The organism is Companilactobacillus musae (assembly GCF_003967595.1).
GTDB classification, from domain to species: Bacteria; Bacillota; Bacilli; order Lactobacillales; family Lactobacillaceae; genus Companilactobacillus; species Companilactobacillus musae.
Genome location: NZ_BIFW01000001.1, coordinates 476,812 through 492,096, shown reverse-complemented (window position 1 = coordinate 492,096; position 15,285 = coordinate 476,812). Strand labels below are relative to the sequence as shown.

Here is a 15,285-nt window from a genome sequence, read left to right as displayed (position 1 = left end):
AGGTTATAGAATTTAGTAAACTTAGTAAACATTGCAATAAATTAAAAACTTAACTTTTATCTGCAGATGTTTTAGTATTAACTTATAATGTAAATTCATTGGAACGGAATGAAAATAATGAAAAAATTCTTTTCAATTTTTGGAACTGTCCTTCTACTTCTTATCGCATTGGTCTTGATTTTTAATCAACCGATTAAGGAATATGCGGTAAAGCGGATATCGCAGCAAAATTTGACTACTTTAACAGCCAAAAAGGCTAGCGATAACGCCAAGAAGAAAGGACAATTTGATTTTAATAAAGTAAAACCTATTTCAGCTTCTCAGGTAGCTAAAGCGGCAGTTAATAATGATGCTGCTGTAATCGGTAAGATGGCAGTACCTTCAGTTAACTTACATTTGCCAATTGTCGTTGGATTAAGTGACAACGCTCTTTCAACTGGTGGTGGCACAATGAAAGAAAATGAACAAATGGGTAAGTCGAACTATGCTTTGGCTGGTCATTATATGACTAATAAAGGGGCATTGTTCTCACCATTAGAGAATGCTCAAATTGGTGATTTAGCTTATATTACTGATATGAAGCGTGTTTATACTTACAAAATCTACTATAAAAAAATCGTTCCACCAACAGCTGTCTATTTATTAGATGATGTTAAGAATCAGAGTATTTTGACATTGATAACTTGTGCTGATGGTGGTACTAATCGCTGGGCTCTACAAGGTTCATTAGTAAGTAGTCGACCAGCCAATAAAAGTACTCTAGCAGTCTTTTCTTAATGATTCCTTAAAAAGCTTTGAAATCAATTTTTCATTGTGGAGGACGAAATCCTTCCCCTCAAAAACCAAGAATAATTTTTCAAGGCTTTTTTTTTGCGCTTGATAATTGATATAATTAACTAATTGTTAGTAGGTGATGGATTGACATTAATAAATTGGGAAAAGCGTAAGAATCCCACACAAGAAGAAATACAAAAATTTTCTGAAGAAAAACATGTTACTCCGACAGTAGCGGAATTGTTGCTTGAAAGAGATTTAACCGATACTACTGAAATTGAAACGTTTTTGCATAGTGATGCAACTGAATTACAAGATCCATTTGGTTTGCACGATATGGATAAAGCGTTAGAAATAATTGATCAGGCGGTAGAGTCAGAGGCTAAAATTGCTATTTATGGTGACTATGATGCTGATGGTGTTACAAGTACATCAATTATGAAATTAACTCTCCAAAAACTTGGTAATAAACCAATTTTTTATATTCCTGATCGTTTTAAAGATGGCTATGGTCCTAATCTAGATCGATATAAATTTTTGGCCGATCAAGGAATTGATTTATTAATTACTGTTGATAATGGGGTTAGCGGTAAGGAACAAATCAAGTACATGAAGGATCGTGGTATCAAAGTTATCGTTACTGATCACCATGATTTGCCAGCAGAATTACCTGAAGCTGACGCTATTGTTCATCCAAGTATTCCTGGTTCAGAATATATTTGTCCGTATTTATCTGGTGCCGGTGTGGCCTTTAAGATTGCTGACGCCTTATTAGGTGATGAGGCAATGGAATTGATTGATTTAGCCGCAATTGGCACTGTAGCCGATTCTGTGGCTTTAAAAGGTGAGAATCGAGTTATTGTTACTGAGGGACTTAAGCAGATGAAACAAAATCATCATGTAGGTCTAAGTGCCTTACTCAAGAAATGCAAAGTTAAATTATCAGATATCAGTGAAGAAGATATTGCCTTTAAACTAGCACCACGTATTAATGCTTTAGGTCGCTTGGAAAATGCTTCTTCTGGAGTAGAATTGCTGACAACTGGGGATGCATCTTTTGCTAAAGAAATCGTTGATGAAACTGAAGAAATCAATTCAAGACGTCAAGAATTAGTTTCTGAAGCTTTTAATGACGCTCAAAGTCAAATTTTAGCTCAAAAAGATAATGATATTTTAGTTTTGAAAGGTAACGATTGGCATCAAGGAGTATTAGGAATTGTCGCTAGCCGGGCTATGGATCAAGAAAATAAGCCTGTTTTGGCGACACAGTTTGATGAAAATAGTGGTGTTATGAAAGGGTCAGGTCGAAGTCCGGAGGGATTCAATCTCTTTACCGCCTTGAATAAGTACCATGATTTATTTACGGCTTTTGGTGGACATGCACAGGCTTGTGGTTTTTCAATTGAAGAAGAACAATTGGATAAGTTGACTGAGCTATTGCAGGGGGAACCAGAGAATCAACACTTTGATCCTAAAGCACCGGTAGTTAAAGATTATGATCTAGACTTAAAGATTGGTGATTTAAACCTTGATCTGATTAAGCAGATTCATGAATTAGCGCCCTTTGGTATGGGAAATCCTAAACCCGTTATCAAGTTGAGCAATGTTTCCTTAGCACAATCACGTTCTATTGGTAAAGATGCCAGTCATTTAAAGACAATTGTTACTGACAATAGTCGTCAAGTTGCAGCTATTGGATTTGGAATGTTTGAAAAAGCTCAGAAGACTAATACTGATGTTTGTGATGTTTATGGTGAAATTGGTATTAACGAGTGGGCTGGTAAAAAGAATCTACAATTGATGCTAGATGATTTTCAAGTTTCACCACAAGCACAACAGATTGCCGATATGAAACAAGTTTATCTTGATTATCGTAATAAACGTCTGTCAACATCGATAATGAATCATTTTGATAAAATCGTTTTCTTCAATGAAACTTATTATGAGGCAGCCAAAAGGTCAGATGTAGAGGCTAAATTAGCTCGATATGATGAAGATTTCTCAAATGAGAATATTTTACTTTATGATCGACCACATGATATTGATTTATTTAAAGAATTTATCAAAAAAAATAAAACTCAACATACAGCTCTGTTCTTCCACACAGATTTAACTGGACGTTATCTGAAACCTGATATGACAAAGATGAAGACGCTTTTAAAGTATCTTTATACTCATCAAAATATCACCATGGATGGAATGGATTTGGTCGCAAATTATCTAAATATGCAAAAAGTTGACGTTGATTTTTATTTAAAAGTGTTTTTTGAGTTAAATTTTGTTAAAATAGTAAATGGTTTTGTTGAAAAAGCTAATGCTTCACAACAACGTGAATTGATTGAATCTCCGACTTATTTGAAGAGGTTACAACGCAATGATGTTGAAAAAATATTAATTGAATCTAATTTTGACGATCTCTTGTCTTGGATGAGTGATTTTGATTGCCATTGTTAGGTTGAATGGGGAATTTAAAAAATGGATATTGATTTTAAGAAATATGTTGCTAATGTTCAAGATTTTCCAGAACCTGGTGTACTATTTCGAGATATTTCACCATTAATGGCTGATGGTAAGGCATATGCCGCAGCAACCGATAAGATTGTTGAATACGCTAAGAGCCGTGGTGCAGAAATGATTGCAGGACCTGAAGCACGTGGCTTCATCGTCGGATGCCCAGTCGCATATAAGATGGGAATTGGTTTTGCACCTGCTCGTAAAAAGGGTAAACTACCTCGTGAGACTGTTTCAGTTTCATACGATCTCGAGTATGGTCAAGCATCGCTTTATATGCAAAAAGATGCTATCAAACCTGGCCAAAAAGTATTGGTTGTTGATGATTTGATGGCAACTGGTGGTACTTTGGCTGCTACAATTAAGTTGATCGAAAAGCTTGGTGGTATCGTTGTTGGTACAGCCTTCTTGATCGAATTAAAAGATTTACATGGCCGTGATAAAATTAAAGGGTATGACATGTTTACTCTGATGCAATATTAATTTAAAATAGACTTGAATGGTTCAAGTCTTATCTATGGAGAGTTGGCAGAGTGGTAATGCATCGGACTCGAAATCCGACGAACCTGTTTTATAGCAGGCGCGCAGGTTCAAATCCTGTACTCTCCTTTTAAAATAAATTCAAAATAACCACAATAGTCTTTTTTAGCTATTGTGGTTATTTTTCTGTCTTTAACGTTTATCCTATTTAATAAAATTACTTGTTCCAAACAAATTCCTTATAGTTCAAAAACTCTGATCGACCTAAAAGTTTGCCATTACAAAAAATAAGTGTTGGCAGACCAGCCTGATAGTCAACAGTACTAAGTCCTTTTAATTCTTCCACATGATCTAATGATAGATGTTGAACTAGATTGATTATTTTAGTTTGCTTCTTTTCGGAAATTTTCTTAAAACTATCAGTTACATAAATCTCTAATTGATTATTTTTGAGATAATTGATTTTCCTAATAAAAGAGGTCCAATGACCACTGAGATACGTTTTCTTATTATAAAGTTGCTGACTAATAGCATGGTTGATTTTTTCCGTTGTTGTAGCAGACTTTTTCAGCCTTTCATTATGTGGGGCGGTAATAGATTCGTTCTCTACCGCTGCTTGAATAGAGATCTCCATACTAGATATTAATGAGACGATTAGGGCACCACATAGTAATAGGTTCTTTAGCTTCATCATTTATTAGATTTCCTTAATTATTTTGTCTAATTATAATGGCTAAATAAGAGAATATTCCACACGAAGTTGATATAGGAAACTATTGGTTGATTACTTAAAAATAATAATTATTACTAATAAAAAAGAATCACTCGAAGGAGTGATTCTAATAGTGTAAAAAGGGATAAGTGTGATTGAATAGATTTTTCTAGGTTATATATAAATAAATATCCCTAGCAAATATATTATATAATAAAAATTGATTTAATATATTAATATGAAATATTTATTTTCAATAAATTAAAAAGGCACTACTGGGAAGTAGTGTCTTTTTCGTTAGAAGAGTTATTCTATAGAAGAATCGTACTAATGAGAATTTTAGTCGTATTATTGCATATTTTGGGTTTCTTCTAACAAAATAATTATATTACAACAGTAACAAAGAAGTATAGGTGTATTTAAAATTATATATATGAAAACGTTTTTTGACATGATTAATAGCAATTAATAGATTTTATATTTATAGCAAATGAGTATATTTTATTTGTCGTGAGATTTATCAGAACGACTATCTTTTAAATCAAGTAATTCTTTGCGTAAATTACGGTTGTCTTTTTCTAATTTATCCAATTTTTTTAAAATTTTATCGAGTTTGTCTTCATTTTGAACATTTTTTTCACTAGTTACATAATTCGTAATGGTACTTGTTAAAGTTCCAATAAAACCAATCCCAATGATCATCAAAGAGATAGCAGCTATTCGACCGACCAAGGTTTTGGGGGCGACATCTCCATAACCAACCGTGGACGCGGTAACAATAGCCCACCAGAATGAATTGCTTAAAGAAACATTCTCAGCTAAAGAGTATGTAATGGCAGCTGTAACGAGAACGATGGCACAAATAATCAATAGATAGATAAAACCATTTATTTTGAGAAATTTTTTGGCATTTTTTTGTAGCTTACCAGCGGTTCCAATGAATCTAACTAGAGTAAAAATTTTAGCAAAACGAATCACATTGACGATCCGAAAAACTCGAAAGGCATTAAAAATGGTGTTAAAAGGTAAAATAGCTAATAAATCAACGATATTATGCCGAAAGAATTTAGATTTATCTTTTGCTAGATAAAGTCTGCCAAAATAGTCAAAAGCAAAAATTAATAATGTAGCGATATCAATTTCAATGTATGGTGATTGGGCTACATCAAAGCCAGGAATATAACTTAAGACAAGAATTATTAATGATGCTAATCCGGCTAAAACAATCACCACATAATAACTGTCAGAATGTAGAAATTTATGAAATTTTTTCATTTTTATCAACCCTATTAAATAATCTTACTAATTTGTAATATAGCACTAACGGTTGCATTAGATACATTTACAAGTGAATTATTTTTCTGGATCATATTGAATATTTTATTTCCCCATATCTAGCAGACTTCATTCATATTATAGCTAGAGTAGTAGCAGTGGGGTTGCATTACGAAAAATTATCTATTATGTTTAACGGCTTGAGGAGTTTTTTTGGCACTTGCATTGTGCACATTAATAATTTATCTATGGAATAATAAAATTGAAGATAGGAAAAAGAATCACTTTTTAAAAGTTCTTTCTATTATATTGTTAATTATTAGAATTTTTCTTGTAATTATATCGTTCGTATTCATAACTCAGTTCAGGCTTTATGAAAATTCATTCATTTTTTGTTGGAAAATAATATTGAAATATTTAATAAATCTTTATTAATCAGTAATTGGAAGTAGAGTTTGAGTCAAACAAAACAGTACCGTTCAAAATTTAACAATTCTCAATAAATAAAACACATCCATAAATATAATTTTAAAAAAAGCTACATTTTGTGATATGATGAGCATACAAAAGGTTTCTTCTAGAAGTAAGAAATTGGATAAAGTTATTTGGAAACAAGAAGGACGAAGCTTTGAGCTAAATAATCCAGAACTAAACCATACGTCTGATGATTATGTTGATTCAGTTGTACCTGAAAATTCAAATAATGATAATGGTGAAAAAGAAATGGTCAATAAATTGAATTTAATGACAAATGAGATAAATCATGAAATCCACAATGATTAAAAAAATAATAATTTGTTCGATGATAATTTTTTGTGTATTACCTATCATAGCCTGCTCAACACAATCTCAGAAGTTACCAAGTACAAAAGAGGACTCCTCTTTGAAGACTGAAATAAGGTCCAATAAAAAGAAATGGAACAATAAGGTCAAAAATGTACCAACTGTAGATTATGCTAGATTGAATTCAATCACTGACTCAATAGAGGACGATCATTTGAATTTTAGCTTACAGTTAGTTAAGGGCTTGAAAGATAGTAATTTAACTGAATCCACTTTTTTTAAAAAGAATACCGTAATAAATGCAACAGTCATTAATTTTAATGAAATGAAAGGTAAGGTTATAGGACCTACCACTGAAGTAACTATACTTGTGAACAAGGTACTTAGTGGGAGAAAATCACTAGAAGGCCGCACAATAAAAACAGAATTTCGGGGTGGATTGACAAAAGTAGAATATTTATATACTGACCCTGAAGGAAATTATTATGGGGAAAATTATGGATTTAATGATCCAAATACCAAGATATATGCTTACAGTCCAGCGTTCCCTGTACCTAAGATTGGAAGTAAAATCGTGACTCAAGTAGTGAATTTTTCAACTGTCAGTAAAGGACAGCGGGAAAATTATAAAAATATGTATAAATTAACGCCTAAAAATTTCTATCCTATGAGTGATCCTTATGTATTGTTTTGGATAAAAAAAGGAAATAAATACCAACCAAATAATCCAGGTTATACAAATATTCAGAATAAAGAAATTAATAAAATAACAAAAAAAATCAACACAATAATGTCGAAGGAAGAGTAAATAGGAGTGAGAATGGTTAATACGTAAAATATTAGATGAACTCCTGGAGGCGTCTATCGTTCTATATGAACTTGTGATTTCAGTATTAGCCTTCGTAACACAAGAAGATCTAAAGGTGAACATGTTAGCCGTGAATTTGGTAATGATGATTTTACTTTTGACATTGCCATTGTCTCAAATATATTCAATTAGTAAATCAACAAAGAAATTACGTGTAAAATAAAAAAGAAGTGAACCACTTAGTTGGATTTTTGTCCAAACTAAGTGGTTCACTTTTTTCATTATCTCTTTGATTTTTGATAACCGGCATTGATAGCATCTTGTTCAGAGTTGAAGTAAACAATATTGGTTGATTTGATTTTATAGTTATGTTGCCAAGGAAGATGATAGATCTTGGATTCAGAATTACCAACGATTTTACCGTCAGTATTCACTAGATCGCTAGGTTGGTTATTATTAGTAGTAATAGAATTATCGTTGATTTGACCAAGGTAATTAGAACCGACCCATTCATTAGTAGCGACACGGTAGTATTTGATACCATCAGCTCCTGTAATTGTTTGATCATAGTACCATGGTGAGTTGGCGGCAAGACCACGATTAGTGATCTGGTATAAAACATTTTCACTTAATCCATGTAAAAACGCCATTTGATTAGTAGTTACTGTGCCTTGAGTACCGTAATCTATATCACCAATGGTAGTAGTGTTAGCTTTAGTTATTGTTGGAAAGGCTGCCCCTACCAGTAATAAAGTTGATGCAATAAGACTAGAAATAAGACTTTTTTTCATGATATTTCCCCCTATAAGCTTTATAAATATAATTGTATCAAACGATGATCTATTTTTATAGAAGCTTTCTTATTAAAGGGTTTATCTCATTAATTGTGATAAACTAATTATCGACGATTTAACAAAAAAGAGGAAGATTATGAAATCAATTGTAGCAGGAATTGTGGCCCATGTTGATGCGGGTAAAACTACTTTATCAGAAGCCATGTTGTATCGTGCTGGTGAATTACGTAAATTGGGACGAGTTGATAAGGGTGATGCCTTCTTAGATCCTGATGAATTAGAGAAGAAACGTGGCATTACGATTTTTTCACATCAAGCTAATTTGAAATATCAAGATTTAGATTTAACGCTTTTGGATACTCCAGGGCACGTTGATTTTGCCACACAAACAGAACAAGTCATGTCAGTTTTGGACTATGCTATTTTGGTGATTTCTGCAACCGATGGTATTCAAGGATATACTAGGACGCTTTGGCATTTGTTGAATCATTATCAAATACCTACTTTTATCTTTGTTAATAAAATGGACGCTGATGGGGCAGATCAAAAACGTGTGTTAAACGAATTGCAGTCAGTGTTTTCAAGTGGCTGTATTGCTTTTAATAATAATGAAACTAATGAGTTACCAGAAGAATCTTATGAAGAAATTGCCATGCAAGATGATAAGGTTTTAGAAGGTTTCTTGGATACTGGTAAATTATCCGAAAATATTATTCAAAATTTAATTAAACAACGTCAGGTCTTTCCCTGCTATTTTGGTTCGGCCTTAAAAATTGACGGAGTTGAAAATTTTTTAACTGGCTTTGGCAAGTGGACTAAAGAAAATACTTATGAAACTGATTTCGGCGCTCGAGTTTTTAAAATCTCTCACGATGAAAGGGGTGAGCGCTTAACTTGGGTTAGAGTTACAAGTGGCGTTTTACAGAATAAGATGGTCTTGTTGAAAGATCAAAAAGCTAATCAGGTAAGGATTTATGATGGGGCTAAGTATGAGTTACAATCAGAAATTCCTGCTGGCGGAGTATGTGCGATTACAGGTTTAACAGATACTTATCCGGGAATTGGATTAGGTAATGAAAAAGATAGTCCGGTACCAATGATGCAACCAATTTTAAATTATAAAGTTAATACAGAAGTGGATAATCATGTGGCACTGACTGCTTTGCGACAATTAGAAGATGAAGATCCACAGTTACATGTAACATGGTCAAGTCAATTACAAGAAATCCGAATTCAAATTATGGGTGAAGTGCAGTTGGAAATCTTGCAGCAAATATTATTGAAACGTTTTGATCTGAATGTCACCTTTGATGAAGGTAGTATCCTTTATAAGGAAACAATTACCAAAAATGTTGAAGGTGTGGGTCATTTTGAACCCTTGCGTCATTATTCGGAAGTTCATTTATTGATGGAACCAGCACCAGTTGGTAGTGGTTTGTCATTCGAAAGTAGATGTAGTTTGGATGTTTTAGCTAGTAATTGGCAACATCAAGTGTTAACTAATTTGGGTTCTAAAGAGCATCTAGGAGTTTTAATTGGAGCTCCAATTACTGATATGAAAATAAGTCTTATCGGAGGACGAGCAAGCAATGTTCATTCAGTTGGTGGTGATTTTCGAGAAGCTACTTGGCGTGCAGTTCGTCAAGGTCTAATGATGTTAAAAGAAAATCAGGGATGTCAGTTATTGGAACCTTGGTATCGTTTCAGACTTGAGATAGGACAAGATCAGGTCGGTCGAGCCATGAATGACATTCAAAAGATGCATGGAACTTTTGAGACACCAGAAATTCAAGATGGTTTAGAGGAGCAATTTACGGTTTTAAATGGTGTTGCTCCAGTATCTGAGATGCAAGGTTACTCTCAAGAAGTAAATTCTTATACTCATGGACAAGGTCATTTGGAATGTATCGTGGAAGGATATCGACCATGCCATAATCAAGTCGAAATAATATCGGAAAAAGATTATGATCCAGTGTCAGATTTGGAAAACACACCAGATTCAGTTTTCTGTGCGCACGGAGCAGGATATCCAGTACCATGGGATCAATTGCCCAAGATGGCGCATGTACCTTATTTGAATTCAGTTAGTAACTAAAAAGGATACTCGTTTTGAGATATACATACGATGTGTACGTTATCTCAAAATTAGTATCCTTTTTTAATTAAACTCCAGCTGGGAAATTTTTTAAAGAGTATTCAGATCCGGCTTGATCTAACATTTCTTGCCAAGAGGAGAAGGTAGTTGATTGTTGGATCTTTTGTTCCCAAGTATTAATAGGAAGAGATTCTAAATCATTCTTGCAAGTGATGCCTAATGATTCTAAAAGTTCTTCGATGCAGAAAAATTGTGTATGTTTTTCCATAAATTGATTGGAAAAGTAATGAGTAAATTGAATTTCTTTAAAATTGATGCGTTTTTGACATTCTTGTTCAATGAGCTCCAGTCTTCGTTTTGTCTGCATAATAATTAATCCCCTAAAATTATTTACTATTCAGTTTCAGTATAACAAAGTTGCATTTGATGGATAGCTAATAATTAACATAATTTTCCGGAACTTGGTAAAATTATGGAAGAATTACGAATGGAGGTATTGATTAATGTTTAAAAAGATATTAGTAGCCATCGATGGTAGTAAGAGTTCCTTTAATGCCTTAGATTCAGCTGTGACTTTGGCCAAACAGTTTAATTCAGAGTTGTACTTAGTATCGGTAGTCAATACAGTTAATTTACCAACCAACGTCGGTGTTTCTTACGTACCAGGTTTAACAAAAGATTTAAGAGATTCTTCAAAAAGGGAATTAGATAAAGCGGCACAAATCGTTTCAAAAACAGGTTTGACCTATCAGACTGAGTTGCTTGATGGCGAACCTCGAGAAGAGTTAACTATTTTTCCGCAAGAAAATGGCATTGATTTAATAGTAATGGGAAAAACTGGTACCAATGCTTTAACAAGGGTATTTGTTGGTTCAGTTACACGATTTGTTTCTGAACACTCTGATATTAATGTGTTAATAGTAGTTTAAAGAAATTAATATACACAATGGCTATACTCCATCTAAACTATACCTTCTGGAACTTGATACAATCTGTCTGAGATCAGTGAAAGAAGGTAGAAAATAATGTTTAAAAAATATTAGTTGCTATAGATGGAAGTAATAATTCATACGATGCCTTAAATGAAGCTTTGGAATTATCTAAACAATTTAAGGCAAAGATTTACGTTGTTTCTGTCATTAATGTATGCGTTCTGCCCACTAATGTTGGTGTATCCTATGCTCCAAAATTGGAAGAGAATATTGCCGACGATGTTCACACAGATTTAGCTAAAGCTCAACAAATCGTCAAGGACTCTGGACAAGATTATGAAGCTAATTTATTGAGTGGCGAGCCTCGAGAAGAAATAATCAATTTTGCTAAAGAAAAGCAAATCGACTTAATTGTAATAGGCAAGTCAGGTACTCATGCTTTGGAAAGACTCTTTACGGGATCAGTGACGAGATATATTTCTGAACATTCTAAAACAAGCATTTTAATTGTTAGTTAAAAATTGCCGTTCGCCACAACAAGAAAATTGGGTTGGAATGTAGAGAGTACGAATTTGAACCAATTGAAATTCGTAATTGTTTCAAATCTCGACCTTCTAATAGCCTTACTGCATGAGCTAAGTAGAATTTCATTACTGAGCCCATTTTCTTGTCGTTCCGAACCAATATGTTATTTTGTTAATTATCTATTTTAAAGGCAAGCAATAATAAAAAGAACAGTGTTTATTAAGCTTCTTCAGGTCAATATACCTGAATATCCTAATAGATACTGTTCTTTTTTCGTTTAAATTTCAAAATGTTTTTTATTCAGCAACTTCACTTAACATTTTTTCTACTTCTCGTTCATTGTGAGCTAACCAACCACATGCAGCGGCAGCAATAGCACCAACTAGATCGTCTAAGAAAACATTGATCTTGCCAGTAGATTTATCATTTAGTTTTCCTAGAATACCGTGTTTTAATTTATCGACGTAACCGTAGTTAGTAACAGAAACGGAACCATAAAGACTAGCCAAAGTGATCGCCATATTCTCATCAATTCCATAAGTTGATTCATCAGTTTGCATAATACGTTGCATAGGAGCTGACAATAGGCCTTTTTCAGCGAGAACATCCAATTCAATTCCTGTCATGATAGCATTTTGGGCTTCACGTTTGTGAAGTACCTTGTTGATGGCATAAATAGATACTTTTTCGTTTAGACCCTCAACGTAATCCTTTTCCAAAAAGATAACTATTTCGGCGATGTCCTTCAACTCGACACCACGATCCTTAAGATTTCTAATAATGTGTTCGTAATATTGCTTATCTTGTTCTTCGTATGAAACCAAAATGTATACTTCCTTTCGTTATGCTCTTTTTTAGTTAATGATGCCGTCCTCTGCAACAAAGAAAATTGGGCTGGAACATAGAGAGTATGAGTTTGAACCAATTCTACAAATTATTTCAAATCTCGGCCTTTTTCTAAGTGACTTCGTTACTTTTCAGTATCCCACTCATTTTTAAACTCATCGAGAAAGTCGAGCATGTACTGATGACGACTTTCAGCAATTTTCTTAGCGGTAGGGGTATTCATCATACCAGTTAATTTCAATAATTTCTCGTAAAAGTGATTAATAATTGTTTCGTTGTCTAAATTACGATATTCTTTCTTATTCATCTTTTGACGAGGTTTGATTTTAGGATCATAGATAGTTTCAGAATTTGCTCCACCATAATATATGGCACGGGTAATTCCAATTGCTCCGATGGCATCTAAACGGTCGGAATCTTGAACGATTTGACCAGCTAAAGACAGCCGGGGTGGATTCTCACTGAGTGATTTACTGAATGATAAATTGTGAGTTATGTAGAGAATTTCATCGATTTGTGTTTTTGAAAGCTCCAAACTGTTCAGAAAATCCTTGATCTCATTTTCTAATTGGGCAGGATCGGTAACTAATTTATCGTCAGCTACGTCGTGAAGATAAGCAGCTGCGATGGTTATTAAAGAATCGGCAGATTCTTGTTGTAGAATTTTTTTGGCAGTTTTGACGACTCGTTCGATGTGGTCACAATTGTGACCAGTAGAATCACCACTCATTTTTCGATATGAATAATCTCGAATAGCTTTAATTTGTTCCTCGTAGGTCATAAGATCAATCCCTTTTTGAATGAATAATTATATTGTCACACAAAAGCGCTTATATTTAAATTGAATCGAAATCTTTGTTATTATGAAAACGATTAAATTGGTGTGTAATTATTTGCATAGTGGCAAAATTGAACTACAATTAAAATATAACTTAGGAGGACCTAAAAATGAATTATATTAATAAAGAAATACCAGATTTCAATGTTAATGCATATCAACAAGGTGAACTCAAAACAGTTGCTAAGTCAGATCTGTTAGGTAAATGGTCAATCTTGTTCTTTTATCCAGCTGATTTTTCGTTTGTTTGTCCAACAGAACTGAGTGATTTAGAAAAATCATACGCCGATTTTAAAGCTGCTAATGCAGAGATTTATTCTGTTTCAGTTGATAGTCAATTTGCACACATGTCATGGGCACAAACAACTGATACTATTGGTCAGATTGAATATCCAATGTTATCAGACCAAAAGCATCAACTTACAGATTTTTTCAATATTTTGGATAATGAAAGCGGTCAAGCGTACCGTGGGGTCTTTATCGTTGATCCTAAGGGAATTATTAAGTCATATACTATTAATGCGATGGGCATTGGTAGAAATGCCAAAGAAATTTTAAGAACCTTACAAGCAGCACAGTTTGTTGAAGAACACGGTGATAATGTTTGTCCTGCAAACTGGCATCCCGGGGAAGATACAATTAAACCTGGTGCTGATTTAGTTGGTAAGATTTAGAAGTTTTTATTCTTATATTACGGAAATGAATAAAAAGTCAATTTGACCTTCAATGTCAAATTGACTTTTTCTATTGATGAGAATGGTTCCAATCAATCTATCATATGATGATATGTTAAAAAAGTTCTTAGTCGTTATAACAATATATAGTGATACGAAATTTAAAAAATCTATATATTGTATCAAATGATAAATTCCCCAATTATCAAGCAAGTAAAGCGCTTTACAGCGATATGTCATCAATACACTTGAGATTGTAACTACCAAATTTATTGGAAATGGTGGTATGATTTTAGCTGTCGGTTAAATTGATATTTTTTCATAAATACAGTTTGAGGGATAAATAAATTTTGATTGGATTGGAATACAATTACCACGTTTAAGTATTTCATGACGTCATAGAGGAGAAGATTCAAAAATGAGTATTTTTAATCCAAAATGGTATGTTGAACAAATGAAACACTGGAGTTTCAGAAGTTACATGCTATTAATGTTTGGTTTAGGGGCTATCACTGCTTCAACCTTGTCACATCAAATAAATGCAATCGCCATTTGGACATGGCTAGCTGGTACACTTGGTTTTACATGTACAGTTGCCATTACTAATGCTAAGCCTTTAAATGGTGTTTTGGGACTAGTTTCAGCTCTTATTTATATTTATGTTGCTATCAGTGCAAAGAACTTCTCAGATGTTGTTCTTCAACTAAGTTATATTGTTTTACTAGATATCCCTGTTTTGATCAGTCCACAATGGGCTAAGGATGCTGAAAAGCATATTCATGGTCTAACAGGTATGAAATGGCTATTAACGGCAGTGTTCTTCTTTGCAGCTTGGGGATTATTATATTTGATGGATACACGTCTATTTATCAGTCCTCGTCCTGTTATTGATTCAGTTTCTGCTGCAATTGGATTTACAGGTGCACTACTATGTACTTTACGTTTCCGTGAACAATATTATTTCTGGACTGTTCAAGGTGTTATGTCAATCATTCTTTGGGGTGTTACAGCCACACAAGGTGATGCTAGTCCTGTTCTATTCTTGACTTACATCATGTACTTCATGAACGATATGATTGCTTTCTTCGATTCACATATTCACTGGTTCCATCAAGATGCTAGTGCTAATCGTGCTCGTGATGAAAAAATCTCACAAGAACAAGCTTAATTTTGAATAGTTGCAATTGATTTGCTAATTAGCTTATTATTATTTAGCGACAATAATTTTAAGTAGGGTA

Annotated in this window: 16 protein-coding genes and 1 tRNA gene; 11 read left to right on the top strand and 6 right to left on the bottom strand. The window is 33.5% G+C overall.

What is annotated here, in order from left to right:
• Window positions 1-117: 117 nt before the first annotated feature.
• The 4 genes from LAB100_RS02420 (at window position 118) to LAB100_RS02405 (ending at window position 3,894) form a co-directional block, all read left to right on the top strand.
• Window positions 118-777 carry a class A sortase gene (locus LAB100_RS02420; RefSeq protein WP_119326111.1) on the top strand — a complete coding sequence of 220 codons (660 nt, stop codon included), beginning with the start codon at window positions 118-120 and terminating at the stop codon, window positions 775-777.
• Window positions 778-918: 141 nt separating this feature from the next.
• Window positions 919-3,228: a single-stranded-DNA-specific exonuclease RecJ gene (gene recJ / locus LAB100_RS02415; protein ID WP_119326112.1), complete on the top strand. Its 2,310-nt coding sequence runs from the start codon at window positions 919-921 to the stop codon at window positions 3,226-3,228.
• Between the two features lie 21 nt (window positions 3,229-3,249).
• Window positions 3,250-3,768: an adenine phosphoribosyltransferase gene (locus LAB100_RS02410; protein ID WP_119326113.1), complete on the top strand. Its 519-nt coding sequence runs from the start codon at window positions 3,250-3,252 to the stop codon at window positions 3,766-3,768.
• Window positions 3,769-3,804: 36 nt separating this feature from the next.
• Window positions 3,805-3,894 (top strand) — tRNA-Ser (locus LAB100_RS02405).
• Window positions 3,895-3,982: 88 nt separating this feature from the next.
• Here the strand turns inward: LAB100_RS02405 and LAB100_RS02400 are convergent.
• Together LAB100_RS02400 and LAB100_RS02395 are read right to left on the bottom strand one after the other, a co-directional pair.
• Window positions 3,983-4,459, bottom strand: a complete 477-nt coding sequence (locus tag LAB100_RS02400; protein WP_119326114.1) for a hypothetical protein — start codon at window positions 4,457-4,459, stop codon at window positions 3,983-3,985.
• 519 nt (window positions 4,460-4,978) lie between these two features.
• On the bottom strand, window positions 4,979-5,752 hold the full coding sequence (locus LAB100_RS02395; protein ID WP_119326115.1) for a potassium channel family protein: 774 nt from the start codon (window positions 5,750-5,752) through the stop codon (window positions 4,979-4,981).
• Between the two features lie 591 nt (window positions 5,753-6,343).
• Between LAB100_RS02395 and LAB100_RS02390 the strand changes: the two genes are divergently transcribed.
• Both LAB100_RS02390 and LAB100_RS02385 read left to right on the top strand, forming a co-directional pair.
• The gene (locus tag LAB100_RS02390) at window positions 6,344-6,535 is read left to right on the top strand and encodes a hypothetical protein (protein WP_119326116.1); all 192 of its coding nucleotides are present in this window, start codon (window positions 6,344-6,346) and stop codon (window positions 6,533-6,535) included.
• Window positions 6,536-6,635: 100 nt separating this feature from the next.
• A complete protein-coding gene (locus LAB100_RS02385; protein ID WP_119326117.1) occupies window positions 6,636-7,343 on the top strand; it encodes a hypothetical protein in 708 nt (235 codons plus the stop codon).
• A 281-nt stretch (window positions 7,344-7,624) separates the two neighbouring features.
• Here the strand turns inward: LAB100_RS02385 and LAB100_RS02380 are convergent, their stop codons facing one another.
• Window positions 7,625-8,134, bottom strand: coding sequence for a sunset domain-containing protein (locus LAB100_RS02380; RefSeq protein WP_119326118.1), 510 nt, complete (start codon window positions 8,132-8,134; stop codon window positions 7,625-7,627).
• 139 nt (window positions 8,135-8,273) lie between these two features.
• On the opposite strand from LAB100_RS02380, the gene LAB100_RS02375 reads away from it, so the two are divergent.
• On the top strand, window positions 8,274-10,232 hold the full coding sequence (locus LAB100_RS02375; RefSeq protein WP_119326119.1) for an elongation factor G: 1,959 nt from the start codon (window positions 8,274-8,276) through the stop codon (window positions 10,230-10,232).
• Between the two features lie 67 nt (window positions 10,233-10,299).
• Here the strand turns inward: LAB100_RS02375 and LAB100_RS02370 are convergent, their stop codons facing one another.
• Window positions 10,300-10,599: a hypothetical protein gene (locus LAB100_RS02370; protein ID WP_119326120.1), complete on the bottom strand. Its 300-nt coding sequence runs from the start codon at window positions 10,597-10,599 to the stop codon at window positions 10,300-10,302.
• 136 nt (window positions 10,600-10,735) lie between these two features.
• Here LAB100_RS02370 and LAB100_RS02365 point away from each other — a divergent pair, with 136 nt between their 5' ends.
• Together LAB100_RS02365 and LAB100_RS02360 are read left to right on the top strand one after the other, a co-directional pair.
• The gene (locus tag LAB100_RS02365; protein ID WP_119326121.1) at window positions 10,736-11,161 is read left to right on the top strand and encodes a universal stress protein; all 426 of its coding nucleotides are present in this window, start codon (window positions 10,736-10,738) and stop codon (window positions 11,159-11,161) included.
• 107 nt (window positions 11,162-11,268) lie between these two features.
• Window positions 11,269-11,682, top strand: a complete 414-nt coding sequence (locus tag LAB100_RS02360) for a universal stress protein (protein ID WP_119326122.1) — start codon at window positions 11,269-11,271, stop codon at window positions 11,680-11,682.
• A 303-nt stretch (window positions 11,683-11,985) separates the two neighbouring features.
• On the opposite strand, the gene LAB100_RS02355 is transcribed toward LAB100_RS02360, so the two are convergent.
• Both LAB100_RS02355 and LAB100_RS02350 read right to left on the bottom strand, forming a co-directional pair.
• A complete protein-coding gene (locus LAB100_RS02355) occupies window positions 11,986-12,513 on the bottom strand; it encodes a phosphatidylglycerophosphatase A family protein (RefSeq protein WP_119326123.1) in 528 nt (175 codons plus the stop codon).
• Between the two features lie 146 nt (window positions 12,514-12,659).
• Window positions 12,660-13,316 carry an HD domain-containing protein gene (locus LAB100_RS02350; protein ID WP_119326124.1) on the bottom strand — a complete coding sequence of 219 codons (657 nt, stop codon included), beginning with the start codon at window positions 13,314-13,316 and terminating at the stop codon, window positions 12,660-12,662.
• A gap of 167 nt (window positions 13,317-13,483) precedes the next feature.
• Between LAB100_RS02350 and LAB100_RS02345 the strand changes: the two genes are divergently transcribed.
• Window positions 13,484-14,047 (top strand): peroxiredoxin, encoded by a 564-nt coding sequence (locus LAB100_RS02345; RefSeq protein WP_119326125.1) that lies wholly within the window; start codon window positions 13,484-13,486, stop codon window positions 14,045-14,047.
• A 418-nt stretch (window positions 14,048-14,465) separates the two neighbouring features.
• Window positions 14,466-15,215, top strand: a complete 750-nt coding sequence (gene pnuC, locus LAB100_RS02340; protein WP_119326126.1) for a nicotinamide riboside transporter PnuC — start codon at window positions 14,466-14,468, stop codon at window positions 15,213-15,215.
• Window positions 15,216-15,285 lie beyond the last annotated feature (70 nt).

Bases quoted from the DNA above. Each gene is read 5' to 3' on its own strand.
- LAB100_RS02420 (WP_119326111.1), top strand. From the start codon at position 118: ATGAAAAAATTCTTTTCAATTTTTGGAACTGTCCTTCTACTTCTTATC.
- LAB100_RS02395 (WP_119326115.1), bottom strand. From the start codon at position 5,752: ATGAAAAAATTTCATAAATTTCTACATTCTGACAGTTATTATGTGGTG.
- LAB100_RS02400 (WP_119326114.1), bottom strand. From the start codon at position 4,459: ATGATGAAGCTAAAGAACCTATTACTATGTGGTGCCCTAATCGTCTCA.
- LAB100_RS02345 (WP_119326125.1), top strand. From the start codon at position 13,484: ATGAATTATATTAATAAAGAAATACCAGATTTCAATGTTAATGCATAT.
- LAB100_RS02365 (WP_119326121.1), top strand. From the start codon at position 10,736: ATGTTTAAAAAGATATTAGTAGCCATCGATGGTAGTAAGAGTTCCTTT.
- pnuC (WP_119326126.1), top strand. From the start codon at position 14,466: ATGAGTATTTTTAATCCAAAATGGTATGTTGAACAAATGAAACACTGG.
- LAB100_RS02375 (WP_119326119.1), top strand. From the start codon at position 8,274: ATGAAATCAATTGTAGCAGGAATTGTGGCCCATGTTGATGCGGGTAAA.
- LAB100_RS02380 (WP_119326118.1), bottom strand. From the start codon at position 8,134: ATGAAAAAAAGTCTTATTTCTAGTCTTATTGCATCAACTTTATTACTG.
- LAB100_RS02350 (WP_119326124.1), bottom strand. From the start codon at position 13,316: ATGACCTACGAGGAACAAATTAAAGCTATTCGAGATTATTCATATCGA.
- LAB100_RS02370 (WP_119326120.1), bottom strand. From the start codon at position 10,599: ATGCAGACAAAACGAAGACTGGAGCTCATTGAACAAGAATGTCAAAAA.
- LAB100_RS02410 (WP_119326113.1), top strand. From the start codon at position 3,250: ATGGATATTGATTTTAAGAAATATGTTGCTAATGTTCAAGATTTTCCA.